This is a genomic window from Streptomyces sp. 1-11, from assembly GCF_007176755.1.
Lineage (GTDB): Bacteria > Actinomycetota > Actinomycetes > Streptomycetales > Streptomycetaceae > Streptomyces.
Genome location: NZ_BJTV01000004.1, coordinates 299,744 through 312,368, shown reverse-complemented (window position 1 = coordinate 312,368; position 12,625 = coordinate 299,744). Strand labels below are relative to the sequence as shown.

10 protein-coding genes are annotated in these 12,625 nt (G+C 74.5%); 7 read left to right on the top strand and 3 right to left on the bottom strand.

Features of this window, described 5'->3' with window-relative positions:
• Positions 1 to 234: 234 nt before the first annotated feature.
• Positions 235 to 888, top strand: a complete 654-nt coding sequence (locus TNCT1_RS11050; RefSeq protein WP_143630691.1) for a Tat pathway signal sequence domain protein — start codon at positions 235 to 237, stop codon at positions 886 to 888.
• 18 nt (positions 889 to 906) lie between these two features.
• On the opposite strand, the gene TNCT1_RS11045 is transcribed toward TNCT1_RS11050, so the two are convergent.
• Positions 907 to 1,827: a lytic polysaccharide monooxygenase gene (locus tag TNCT1_RS11045; RefSeq protein ID WP_143630690.1), complete on the bottom strand. Its 921-nt coding sequence runs from the start codon at positions 1,825 to 1,827 to the stop codon at positions 907 to 909.
• A gap of 398 nt (positions 1,828 to 2,225) precedes the next feature.
• Here TNCT1_RS11045 and TNCT1_RS11040 point away from each other — a divergent pair, with 398 nt between their 5' ends.
• A complete protein-coding gene (locus TNCT1_RS11040; protein ID WP_143630689.1) occupies positions 2,226 to 2,873 on the top strand; it encodes a ScbR family autoregulator-binding transcription factor in 648 nt (215 codons plus the stop codon).
• A 22-nt stretch (positions 2,874 to 2,895) separates the two neighbouring features.
• On the top strand, positions 2,896 to 4,095 hold the full coding sequence (locus TNCT1_RS11035; RefSeq protein WP_143630688.1) for a damage-control phosphatase ARMT1 family protein: 1,200 nt from the start codon (positions 2,896 to 2,898) through the stop codon (positions 4,093 to 4,095).
• Here TNCT1_RS11035 and TNCT1_RS11030 read toward each other — a convergent pair.
• Positions 4,072 to 5,334 (bottom strand): cytochrome P450, encoded by a 1,263-nt coding sequence (locus tag TNCT1_RS11030; protein WP_143630687.1) that lies wholly within the window; start codon positions 5,332 to 5,334, stop codon positions 4,072 to 4,074. The two genes, TNCT1_RS11035 and TNCT1_RS11030, sit on opposite strands and share 24 nt — an antisense overlap.
• Before the next feature lie 228 nt (positions 5,335 to 5,562).
• Here TNCT1_RS11030 and cyc2 point away from each other — a divergent pair, with 228 nt between their 5' ends.
• The 4 genes from cyc2 to TNCT1_RS11010 all read left to right on the top strand — a co-directional run bounded on the left by cyc2 (position 5,563) and on the right by TNCT1_RS11010 (position 10,764).
• Entirely contained in the window at positions 5,563 to 7,725 is a 2,163-nt protein-coding gene (gene cyc2 / locus TNCT1_RS11025; RefSeq protein ID WP_143630686.1) for a germacradienol/geosmin synthase Cyc2, read from the top strand.
• 212 nt (positions 7,726 to 7,937) lie between these two features.
• Complete coding sequence (locus TNCT1_RS11020; protein WP_143630685.1) at positions 7,938 to 8,525, top strand: PDZ domain-containing protein; 588 nt, start codon at positions 7,938 to 7,940, stop codon at positions 8,523 to 8,525.
• A gap of 112 nt (positions 8,526 to 8,637) precedes the next feature.
• Entirely contained in the window at positions 8,638 to 9,765 is a 1,128-nt protein-coding gene (locus TNCT1_RS11015) for an aminopeptidase P family protein (RefSeq protein ID WP_143630684.1), read from the top strand.
• Positions 9,766 to 9,819: 54 nt separating this feature from the next.
• Positions 9,820 to 10,764 (top strand): aminoglycoside phosphotransferase family protein, encoded by a 945-nt coding sequence (locus tag TNCT1_RS11010; RefSeq protein ID WP_143630683.1) that lies wholly within the window; start codon positions 9,820 to 9,822, stop codon positions 10,762 to 10,764.
• Positions 10,765 to 10,772: 8 nt separating this feature from the next.
• On the opposite strand, the gene treZ is transcribed toward TNCT1_RS11010, so the two are convergent.
• On the bottom strand, positions 10,773 to 12,518 hold the full coding sequence (treZ, locus tag TNCT1_RS11005) for a malto-oligosyltrehalose trehalohydrolase (protein ID WP_143630682.1): 1,746 nt from the start codon (positions 12,516 to 12,518) through the stop codon (positions 10,773 to 10,775).
• Between the last annotated feature and the right edge of the window lie 107 nt (positions 12,519 to 12,625).

The window sequence follows — 12,625 nt, the reverse complement described above, 5'->3', positions numbered from 1 at the left end:
TGTTCACCGTCCGGTCCGGCCGGCAGGCCGCTTCCCCCCGGCCCCGCGCCGGTTCCACCGGCCGGCTGCCGCTGCCGGTCCGTCACGTACGGAGAAGGCGTCACGGACCGGCAACGGCGGCCGACCGCAGGGGCGTCACGTCCCGGCAGGCCGCCCGTCCCCCGACCCATCGACGGCACCCCAACCCCCCACCCCCGCCCCACCTCACCCCCACTCGAGAAGAGAGGCACCCGCATGCGTACACGCACCCTCCTCGCCTTAGCCGGAGCGGCCACCGCGCTCACCGTCGCCACCGCCGTCCCGTCCTCGGCGGCGGCCGGCGCCGTCCTGACCAAGGGCAGCGTCGGCGGCACCGCCGTCGGGGTCGGCGACACCCTGACCGCGCCGCTGGCCTCCGGCACCACCGCCACCCTGTACTCCAGCGCGACCGGCACCAGCGGCGTGAGCTGCAAGACCTCCCAGTTCACCGCCAAGGTCACCAGCAACCCGGCCGCCCCCGGCACGGCCACCGAGTCGGTCACCGGGCACACCTTCGGCGCGAGCAGCTGCACCAGCAACGTCACCGGCGTGCTCGGCGTCAGCAGCATCGTGATCGACAACCTGCCCTACACCGCGACGGTCACCTCGGCCGGCGCCCTCACGGTCACCCCGCCCAGCGGCAGCACCATCCAGACCACGGTCAAGCTGAACACCCTGCTCGGCACCGTCACCTGCGTCTACCGGGCCCCGAGCCTGGCCGGCACGGCCAGCAACACCGACAGCAGCATCTCCTTCACCAACCAGCAGTTCACCAAGTTCTCCGGCTCGACCCTGTGCTTCTCCAACGGGTACTTCACCGCCAAGTACGCCCCCGTCACCGACGCCGGCACCCGGGTCTACGTGAACTGAGGGCCGTCCGGCGGACGTTCAGCGCCGCCGTAGCCGCGGGACCAGCACCGCGCCCGCGACGAGCACAAGCACCGCGGCGGCGCCGCCCGCCGCCAACGGAGCCGAGGGGCCCGCGTCCGCGCGGGTCGCCTCGGCCACCGGCGTGCCGTCACCCGCGCCGGCCGGCCGTGCGCCGCCCGGGGCCGCGGCGTGAGCGGACGCCGTAGCCGAGGGCCTGACATCCGGCGTCCGGCCGGGCCGCGCGCTCGCCGGTGAAGGCGGGGCCGTGGCCGTCCGGGTGGCCGCCGCCGCGCTTGCCCGCCGCGGGAAGACCACGTCGGAGCACGAGTAGTAGGTGTCCGGAGTGCTGCTGTTCTGCCAGACGGTGTACAGCACCTGACGCCCCGTCCGGTCCTTCGGCAGGGTGGCCCGGAGGTGGTACGCCCCGTTCGTCAGCGGTGGGTCCTTGACCTCCGCGAAGGGCCGCGAGGGCAGATCGGACCAGGCCAGCGGCTTGAGCGGGTCGTATCCGGGCCGGGTGAGGTACAGCCGGAAGGTCCCGGCGTGCGCGATCGTCGAGGCGTACGTCATCGTCAGCCGGCCGCCCGGAGTGAGCCGGGTCGCCGGCCAGTCCGACCTGGCCAGGTCCAGCCCCCGGTAGGCGGGCAGGTTCCCGCTGCACAGCCTGCCGTCGGGGATCACCTGCCGGTCCCGGCCGGCCACGCCCGCCACCCGCAGGTCGTCCCACGCGGTGAACGGGCCGCCGTTCGCGGCGACCGCCGCCCCGCACGCCGCGGACCGGTTCGCGGCGCCGCCCTCGGGGGAGCAGGCGTACACACGGCTGACCGGGTCCGTGGGGGCTCCGTGTGCCTGGGCGGATCCCGCCACCCACGGCAGCAGCAGGAGCGGGGCCGCCGCGGCGGCCGCCGTGACGCTCAGGCGGGCGGTCGTCCTGGTCATCGGGGAGGTCTCCTCGGCGGGCACGGGAACGAGGTCTGCCGTGTCCAGTACGGGAGACGGCCCGGCCGCGTTCAGCACAGACCGCTTGGGCTGTTTCGGTGCCCGCTCCGCCTCTCGGGGGTACCGCGGACCGGCCGGCCCGCCGCCGACCGCCCGACCCTGTCGCACCTGGCGTCCACTTGGCTTCCGGGAACCGTCGAAGCGGCGGAACAGTCGCTCAACGACGGAAAACGTTTGCGGAACGCAAGGGGCGCCCGAGGGGCGCGCACAGGGCGCGAACCGTCTTCGGCAAAGTTCTGTCAGGTCGACTCCCTTGGCCGCCGGGTGAGTTATCGTGTGCGTGGGGTCAAAACAAACCGCGTGTCCCGTTCGGTCGAGCCGCGAGGAGGGGTCATTCGATGGCGAGGCAGTTACGTGCTGAGCAGACACGGGCGACGATCATCACTGCCGCCGCCGACCTGTTCGACCGGCAGGGCTACGAGTGCACCAGCCTGAGCGACATCGTCGGGCACGCGAAGGTCACCAAGGGGGCGCTCTACTTCCACTTCGCCGCCAAGGAGGACCTCGCGCACGCCATCCTGGATCTGCAGTCCAGGGCCGCGCAGAAGGTGGTCGACGACGTCGAGGGCCGCGGGTACTCCTCGCTGGAGTCCCTGATGCGCGCCACGTTCGCCGTGGCCCGGCTCGCCGTCGAGGACCCGGTGCCGCGCGCCGGACTGCGCCTGGCCACCACGGACGTGCCCGTGCGGCCGCCGATGCGGCATCCGTTCAACGAGTGGCTGGAGTTCGCCGGCCGCAAGTTCACCGGCGCCGTCCGTGAGGCGGATGTGCACTCCGAGATAGACGTGGGCGTCGTCGCGCACTCCCTCGTCTGCTTCTTCATCGGCACCCGGGTCGCCGGCCGTTCCCTCGAACCGGTCGGACGGCTGCCCCGGCGGGTGGCCGAGATGTGGTACCTCATGATCCGGGGCGTGGTGCCGGTGCACCGCCGCCCCCGCTACCTCACCCTCGCCACGCAGCTCGAGCGGGAGATCAGAATCGGCTGACCCGCGGGATACGGTGGCGGGCATGCCCGAGACACCCGCCGCGCCCGTGCTCCTCGCGAACGAACCCGGCTCCTTCCCGCACAGCGTGCTGGCCGAGCGGCACCCCGCGATCATCCAGCGGGTCCGGGACGCCTTCCCCTACGGTCCCGGGCAGCACCGGGCGCTGGACGCCCTGCTGAAGAGCTGCGTCGACGGCGTGATCGAACCGCTGCCCGAGGACGCGGAAGACCTGGAGCGGTGGCGTGCCTGGGGTCTGGACGACCACGTGGCACGGTCCTGGTTCGACGTGCCGTGGCTGTGGTCCGAGAGCTACTTCTACCGCCTGCTGCTGGAGGCCGTCGGCTACTTCGGCCCCGGCGCCTGGCAGGGCGTCGACCCGTTCCGCCCGTTCAAGCGCGCCGAACTCGACGCCCCGGAGACCGGTGCGGAACTGGCCGCGCTCGACGCGCTCCGCGACCGGCCGGAACCGGACCGGGCCCACGCCCTGCTGCACGGCTCCCTCTGGGGCAACCGCGCCGACCTCGGCTTCCGGCTCTCCGCCGGCGGTGCCGAGACCGCCGGACCGGCGCCCGCCCTGGTCGCCGACGACAGCGGGACCCTGTGGTCGCTGCTGCCGCCCTCCGGCACCGGCACGCTCTGCCTGGTCGCCGACAACGCGGGCCGCGAACTCGTCCCCGACCTGCTGCTCGTCGCCCACCTGCTCGGCGCGGGCCGGATCGCCAGGGCGGTGCTCCACGTGAAGCCGTACCCCTACTACGTCTCCGACGCCACCACCGCCGACGTGGTCGACGCCCTGCGGCGGCTCGTCGCGGCGCCCGGAGCGGCGGGGGAGTACGGGCGGCTGCTCTGGACGGCCATGGCCGACGGGCGGGTCACGGTACGCGCCCACCCCTTCGCCGCCGCCCCGCTGCCGTTCGCGGACCTGCCGGACGACCTGCGGGCCGAGTTCGGCCGGGCCACCCTGACCGTCGTCAAGGGCGACCTCAACTACCGGCGCCTGGTGGGCGACCGGCGGTGGCCGCCCACCACCTCCTTCCAGGAGGTGACCGCCGGCTTCCCCGGACCGGTCGCCGCCCTGCGGACCCTGAAGTCCGACGTGATCACCGGTCTCACCGAGGACGCCGAGGCGGCGCTGGTCGCCGCCGAGGGGCAGCGCTGGCGCACCGCGGGCACCCACGCGCTGATCCAGGTGAACGCCTCAGGCCAGGCGCACCGGCAGTGACTTGACGCCGTTGATGAAGTTGGACACCAGCCGGCGGGCCGGGCCGGCCGGCCGCGGGCACGGCAGTGCGCGCAGCACCTCCTCGTGCAGCAGCCGCAGTTGCAGCCGGGCGAAGTGGGCGCCCAGGCAGACGTGCGGACCGTCGCCGAAGGAGACGTGCGGATTGGGCGTCCGGGCCAGGTCCAGCCGGCCGGGGCCGGCGAAGACCCGCTCGTCGCGGTTGGCGGAGGCGTGGAACACCACCACCTTGTCGCCCCCGCGGATCCGGCGGCCCGCCAGCTCGGTGTCCCGCGCGGCCGTCCGCCGGAAGGTCAGCACGGGCGGGTGCCAGCGCAGCAACTCCTCCACCGCCGGGCCGAGTTCCAGCTCCCCGGCGCGCAGCCGCCGGTAGGCGTCCGGATGCTCCAGCAGCGCCAGCAGCCCGCCGGGGGCCGCGCCGCGCACGGTGTCGTTGCCCGCGACGGTGAGCAGGAAGAAGAACATCTCCAGCTCGGCTCCCGCGAGACCCTCGTCGTGCGCGAGGGTCGTCAGGATGTCGTCGGCGGGGAACCGCCGCTTGTGCGCGGCCAGTTCCCGGGCGTAGCCGAACATGTCCCGCAGCGCGGCCGGTGACCGCGGGTTCACCGGTCGGCCCGTGCCGTCCAGCACCGGGGCGGCGGCCTCGTCCGGGTCCTGGTAGCCGATGACCCGCCGCGTCCAGTGCAGCAGCAGGCCCCGGTCGCCCTCCGGAACGCCCAGCAGATCGGCCAGGTTGAGCAGCGCGTACTCGTCGGTGACGGCGGCCACCAGGTCGACCGTGCCGTCGCCCGCGCGCGCCTGCCCGGCCGCCCGCGCGAGCAGCGTGCGCGCCCGCTCACGCGCGACCGCCGCGAACCGGTCGACGCGGCCCGGCGTGAACGCCCGGCTCACCAGGCGCCGCAGCCGGCCGTGGTCCGGCGGGTCCTGGTTGAGCATCATGCGCCGGATGAACGGCAGGTCCTCCGGGTCGGGGTCCCTGATCTGGGTGGCGCCGAGGTGCGAGGAGAAGACCGCCGCGTCCTTGAGCACGCGCACCACGTCGGCGTGCCGGGTCACCGCCCAGAAGCCGGGACCGGCCGGCCAGCCCAGCACCTCGGGCTCCTCCTGCCAGGCCACCGGGTGGTGGTCGCGCAGCACCCGGTAGTCGGCGTACGGCACCCCGTCGGCGTACCGGCGCGGGTCGAAGACGTCGGGCACCGGCGGGGCCTCGCGCACGCTCACGCCGGCCCGCCCCCGTCCGCTCGCGGCAAGGTCGTCACGCTCCTACCGTGGCCCGCGCGCGGGCGTCCGGCAAGAGCACCGACGGGCGCGACGGCGCACACCGGGACCGGGGGCGGCCAACACCGTCACCGTCCACGTCAGTTGTCCCTTTCCATGGCATTTCACGCGATGGTGTGATCATGCGCCGCGTTCCGGATGCCCCCGACGGGCGCCGGGTAGGGCCCCGCCATGACGCAGCCGTTCGAACTCCCGCACTTCTACATGCCGTATCCGGCGCGGCTCAACCCGCACCTCGACGAGGCGCGCGCCCACTCGACCGGGTGGGCGCGCGAGATGGGCATGCTGGAGGGCTCCGGGGTCTGGGACCAGGCCGACCTGGAGGCGCACGACTACGGGCTCCTGTGCGCCTACACCCACCCCGACTGCGACGGGCCGGCCCTCTCGCTGGTCACCGACTGGTACGTGTGGGTGTTCTTCTTCGACGACCACTTCCTGGACATGTACAAACGCACCCAGGACCGCGCCGCCGGCAAGGCCCACCTGGACCGCCTGCCCCTGTTCATGCCGCTCGACCCGGCCGCGCCCGTGCCGGAGCCGGAGAACCCGGTCGAGGCGGGCCTGGCCGACCTGTGGCGGCGCACGGTCCCGTCGATGTCCGTCGACTGGCGCCGCCGCTTCTCCGTGGCCACCGAGCACCTGCTCAACGAGTCCCTGTGGGAGCTGTCCAACATCAACGAGGGGCGGATCGCCAACCCGGTCGAGTACATCGAGATGCGCCGCAAGGTGGGCGGCGCCCCCTGGTCGGCGGGCCTGGTGGAGTACGCCACCGCCGAGGTGCCCGCCGCCGTCGCCGGCACCCGGCCGCTCAGGGTGCTCATGGAGACCTTCTCCGACGCGGTCCACCTGCGCAACGACCTCTTCTCCTACCAGCGGGAGGTCGAGGACGAGGGCGAGAACAGCAACGGCGTCCTCGTGCTGGAGAACTTCTTCGGCTGCACCACCCAGGAGGCCGCCGACACCGTCAACGACATCCTCACCTCCCGGCTGCACCAGTTCGAGCACACCGCGCTCACCGAAGTGCCCGCCGTGGCCCTGGAGAAGGGACTCGCGCCCGGCGAGGCCGCCGCGGTCGCCGCCTACGCCAAGGGCCTGCAGGACTGGCAGTCCGGCGGCCACGAATGGCACCTGCGCTCCAGCCGCTACATGAACGAGGGCGCCCGCTCCAACTCCCCCTGTCAGCCGCCCAGCGGCCCCGGGGCCTTCGCCGCCGACGTCGGCGCGCTGCTCGCCGCGGCCGCGGCGGAACGCCTGCGCGCGTACGCGCACGTGCCCTACCAGAAGGTCGGCCCGTCCCGGCTGCCCGACTTCCACATGCCGTACGAGCTGGCGCTGAGCCCCCATCTGGACACCGCCCGCCGCAATCTCGTCACCTGGTCGCACCGTACGGGCATCCTCGCCGAGGGCGTCTGGGACGAGGACAAGCTCGCCGCCTACGACCTCGCGCTCTGCTCCGCCGGCCTCGATCCGGACGCCACCCCGGAGGCCCTCGACCTCAGCGCCCAGTGGCTCGCCTGGGGCACCTACGGCGACGACTACTACCCCCTGGTGTACGGCCACCGCCGGGACCTGGCCGCCGCCCGGCTGACCACGGCGCGGCTCTCCGCGTGCATGCCGGTCGAGGGCGGACCCGGCGTCGTCCCGGCGAGCGCCATGGAGCGCGGTCTGACCGACCTGTGGGCGCGCACGACCGCGTCCATGACGCCGGACCAGCGGCGCACCTTCAAGGCGGCGGTCGACGCGATGACCGAGAGCTGGGTGTGGGAACTGTCCAACCAGGCGCAGCACCGCGTCCCCGACCCGGTCGACTACCTGGAGATGCGGCGCTCGACCTTCGGCTCCGACCTCACCCTGAGCCTGTGCCGCATGGGCCACGGCCCGGCGATCCCGCCCGAGGTCTACCGCAGCGGGCCGGTGCGCTCACTGGAGAACGCCGCCGTCGACTACGCCTGCCTCCTCAACGACGTCTTCTCGTACCAGAAGGAGATCGAGTACGAGGGCGAGATCCACAACGCGGTGCTCGTGGTGCAGAACTTCTTCGGCGTCGGCTACCCGGCCGCGCTCGGCGTCGTCCACGACCTGACGACGCAGCGCATGCGGCAGTTCGAGCACATCGTCGCGCACGAACTGCCGGTCCTGTACGAGGACTTCGAGCTGTCCGCCGAGGCGCGCGCGGCCATGGACGGCTATGTCCTGGACCTGCAGAACTGGATGGCGGGCATCCTGAACTGGCACCGGGAGGTGGACCGGTACAAGGCCGAGTGGCTCGGCAGCCGCGCCCACGGCTTCCTGCCGGGCCGGGCCCCCGGCGTGCCGGCGCTGTCCCCGGGCTGACCGGCCGGGCGCGGCCACCGGCCGGGCACGACGGCGGGCCGGGCCGGCCCGCCGTCACACCGTCCGGACGGCCGTCCGTGCGGCCCGCGCGCCCGGCGGGCGGGGGTCCGCGCACCGGTCCGTGAGACTGCCACGCGCCGGGCAGTCTCACTCTTTCGTGGCTCGTCACGGCCGGGCGCCCCGGGTAGGCACCATCCGGAGGCGAGTGAACCATGGAACAGACAGCGTTGCGGCCCAGGCCGATGCCCGGCCGGGAGCGGCGGGCGGACACCGCGGCGGACCCCGTCGCCAGGCGGCCGCACGCCGGGAACCGGCGCGGCCGGCGGCTCAGGACCCTGCTGCTCGGACTGCTGGCCGGGACCGTCCTGCTGCTCTGCGGGGCGGTCGTCGGCACGGTGGGCGCCACCGTGGCCGGCCTGGGCCGGCCGGCCGAGCCGCGCCGGCAGGCCGCCCCGGAGCCCGGCCACCCGGCCGCCCCCGCACCCGCCGGCCGCCAGGCGGCCTCCGCCCCGCCGGGCCCCGCCGACTTCAGGACCGGAGCGACGCTGGGCGTGGAGGCCGTGGACGCCGAGAAGGCGGGCGCGCTCGTGACCGGCGTCCATGTGCCCGGCCCCGGCTACACGGCGGGCCTGGTCCGCGGCGACGTCCTGCTGCGGGTCGGCGCCGCGCGCGTGGACACCGCCGCCGACCTGGCCCAGGCGGTGGCCCGGACCCGGCCCGGCACCCCGGTCACCCTCACCGTGCGCCACAGCGGCGGCGGCTACCAGCAGCTCACCGCGGTACCGGGGGTGGTGACCTGACGGGGCACGCGTGCGCGGACTTCGCGATCGGCTCGCGCCGCCCGGTCCGGCCGGGCAGGATGCTGCCCGGAACCGCTTCGCACCCTCACCCCGAACGCGCTCGGAGGCCCGGATGACCGGCAGTACGCCCGCGCCCTTCACCGCCGACGACTACAGGGCCCGCATGGAGCGCGCCGCGCGCTCCGCCGCCGACGCCGGCCTCGCCGGACTGCTCGTCGCACCCGGCCCTGACATGGTCTGGCTGACCGGCTACACGCCCACCGCGGTCACCGAGCGGCTCACCGTGCTCGTGCTCACCCCCGGACGCGACCCCGTGCTCGTCGTGCCCACCCTGGAGGCGCCGGACGCCGAACGGGCGCCCGCCGCGTCCGCGCTCACCCTGCGCGACTGGACCGACGCCAAGGACCCGTACGCCGTGACCGCCGGCCTCCTTCAGGACCACGGCCGCCTCGGCATCAGCGACAACACCTGGGCGATGCACCTGCTGGGCCTGCAGCGCATCCTGCCCGGCACCTCCTACGCCGCCCTCACCGACGCCCTGCCCATGCTGCGCGCCGTCAAGGACGCCGCCGAGCTGGAACTCCTGGCGGCCGCCGGAGCCGCCGCGGACCAGGCGTTCGAGGAGATCCGGAACATGCCGTTCGCCGGCCGCCGCGAGTCCGACGTCGGCCACGACCTCGCCGGTCTGCTGCGCCGATTCGGGCACTCCCAGGTCGACTTCACCATCGTCGGCTCCGGCCCCAACGGCGCCAACCCCCACCACGAGGTCGGCGACCGCGTCATCCGGCGGGGCGACATGGTCGTCCTCGACTTCGGCGGCCTCAAGGACGGCTACGGCTCGGACACCACCCGCACGGTGCACGTCGGCGAGCCGACCGAGGAGGAGCGCCGGGTCCACGACGTCGTCCGCGCCGCGCAGGAGGCCGGCTTCCGTGCCGTGCGGCCGGGGGCGGCCTGCCAGGAGGTCGACCGCGCCGCCCGTGCGGTCATCGCCGACGCCGGGTACGGCGAGTACTTCATCCACCGCACCGGGCACGGCATCGGCGTCACCACGCACGAGCCGCCGTACATGATCGAGGGTGAGGAACAGCCCCTGGTGCCCGGCATGTGCTTCTCCGTGGAGCCCGGCGTCTACCTGCCCGGCCGCTTCGGCGTGCGCATCGAGGACATCGTCACGGTGACCGAGGACGGCGGCCGGCGCCTCAACAACACCACCCGTGAGATGGTCGTGGTGGACTGAGGCCACCGGGAGACAAACCCTCGACGACGGATCGGAAACGGCTGCGCGCGACCCATGACCCAGGCACCGACACCCACCGCGGACACCGTCCGCCGACTGGTCCGTTCACTGCTCCACGACGGCGACGGCGGGGACGGCGACATGACCGGGGGACCGGACGTCCGTCCCGTCGGCGAAGGCCACGAGCACACCTGGTGGGTCGGCACCCGCCACGTGCTGCGCCTCGCCCCCGACCGGGAGGCCTCCGAGCGCCGCCGCCGGGAACTGCGCCTGCGCGACCTGGTCCGCCCGCACGTGCCCGTCACCGTCCCGGTCAGCGTCGCCCACGGCGACTGGGCGCCCGGCCTCGCCTGCACCCTCGACACGGTGGTGCCCGGCGGCACCGCCGACGAGCACGACGTCTCCGCCGTAGGCGAGGCAGACCTCGCCGGGCTGCTCGGCGGCCTGCGCGAGGTGCCGGTGCGGCGGGCCGAGGCGCTCGGAGTGCCGCACGGCGCCCCGCGCTCGCTGGACGCGCTGCGCCGCATGGCCGTGCAGGCGGCCGCGCGGCTCGCCCACGCCGACGAGTTCGACGCCACCCGGCTCCACCTCACTCCGCCCGGCGCCGCCCAGCTCGCCGCACGGCACGGCACCGAGGTGCTGACCCACCACGGCCTCATCGGCGAGCACGTGGTGGTCAGCGCCGATGGCCGGGTGCGCGGCGTGCTGGACTGGACCGAGGCGGTTCTCGGCGACCCCGCCGAGAACATCGCCGGGCTCGCCGTGGCCGTCGGCGCCCCGGCCGCCGTGCGCGCCGCCACCCTCGCCGGCTACGGCCCCCGTCCCTGCCTGCGGGGCCTGTGGCTCGCCCGCTGCGACACCGTCCTGCGGCTCGCCGGCCACCTGGAGGGCCGCGCCCCCGGCCCCCTGCCCCTGCTGCGCAGCCGGCTGCGGCGCGCCTGGGAGCCGATCCTGCTGGAGCGGGTGACCGAGTTCAAGGACGACGACACCGCGCCGTAGCCCCGGCCTCAGGGCTGGATCAGCACCACGCACGACTCCCCGGGCACCTGCAGCAGCCCGTCCGGGCCCGGGGCCCGCACCGGGTCCCACGCGGCGAGGACCTCCACCCGGCCGGTGCCCAGCGGGATCGCGGCCGGCTCCTTGCCCAGGTTCACCGCCACCCGGACGTCCCCGCGCCGGAACGCCAGCCAGCGGGCCTCGGCGTCGTGGGCCACCTTGGTGTCGGCGAGGTCGGGGTCGGTCAGGTCCGGCTGCTCCCGGCGCAGCGCGATCAGCCGCCGGTACCAGGCGAGCACGCGCGCGTGGGGCTCGCGGTCCGGCTCCGACCAGTCCAGGCAGGACCGCTCCCGGGTCGCCGGGTCCTGCGGGTCCGGCACGTCCTCCTCGGCCCAGCCGTGCTGCGCGAACTCCCGGCGCCTGCCCCGGCGCACCGCCTCGGCCAGCTCCGGGTCCGTGTGGTCGGTGAAGAACTGCCAGGGGGTGCCCGCCGCCCACTCCTCGCCCATGAACAGCATCGGCGTGAACGGCGCGGTCAGCGTGAGGGCGGCCGCGCAGGCCAGCAGGCCGGGGGAGAGGTGGGCGGCAAGCCGGTCCCCCTGCGCCCGGTTGCCGATCTGGTCGTGGGTCTGGCTGTAGCCCAGCAGCCGGTGCCCGGCCACCCGGGCGCGGTCCAGCGGCCGGCCGTGGACCCGCCCGCGGAAGCTCGAGTACGTCCCGTCGTGGAAGTATCCGCCGGTGAGCGTCTTGGCGAGGGCCGCGAAGGGGTCCCGCGCGAAGTCGGCGTAGTAGGCCTGGGACTCACCGGTCAGCGCGGTGTGCACGGCATGGTGGAAGTCGTCGTTCCACTGCGCGTGCAGCCCGAGGCCGTTCTCCGTGCGCGGGGTGATGAACCGCGGGTCGTTCAGGTCGGACTCGGCGATCAGCGACAGCGGGCGGCCCAGTTCGTCCGCGAGGCCGTCGACGGCGGCGGACAGCTCCTCCAGGAAGTGCCGCGCGCGCGTGTCGTGCAGGGCGTGCACGGCGTCCAGCCGCAGCCCGTCGATCCGGTAGTCCCGCAGCCACGCCAGCGCGCTGCCCACCAGGAACGCGCGCACCTCGTCCGAGCCGGGCGCGTCGAGGTTCACCGCCGAGCCCCACGGCGTGTGGTGGGTGTCGGTGAAGTACGGCCCGAACAGCGGCAGGTAGTTGCCGGACGGGCCCAGGTGGTTGTGCACGACGTCCAGGACCACGGCCAGACCGAGTTCGTGCGCCCGGTCCACGAACCGCTTCAGCGCTTCCGGGCCGCCGTACGGCTCGTGCACCGCCCACAGCGACACCCCCTCGTACCCCCAGCCGTGCCGCCCCGGGAACGGGCACAGCGGCATCAACTCCACGTGGGTGACGCCCAGTTCCACCAGGTGCTCCAGCCGGGCCGCGGCCGCGTCCAGAGTGCCCTCGCGGGTGAACGTGCCCACGTGCAGCTCGTAGAGCACCGCCCCCGGCAGCCCCCGCCCCGCCCACACGGCACGCCACGCGTATTGCCCGTGGTCGACGACCGCGCTCAGGCCGTCCGGGCCGTCCGGCTGCCGGCGCGAGCGCGGGTCGGGCAGCACCGGACCGTCGTCCAGCGCGAACCCGTACCGCGAGCCGTCCCGGGCCCTCGCCTGTCCCGACCACCAGCCGGCCCGCTGCGGATCGCGCTCCAACGCGCCTGTGGCGCCGTCGCAATGGAGCGTCACACGGTCTGCCTGCGGTGCCCACACCTCGAACTGCACGGACGGTTCCCCTTCGTCTGCTCACCGTGATGTAGTGCGTCCATCGTGCCGCCAAAGCGATCAATCCGCTCTCGAATCACGGCTTTCCCGGCGGATGTCGCGCGGGT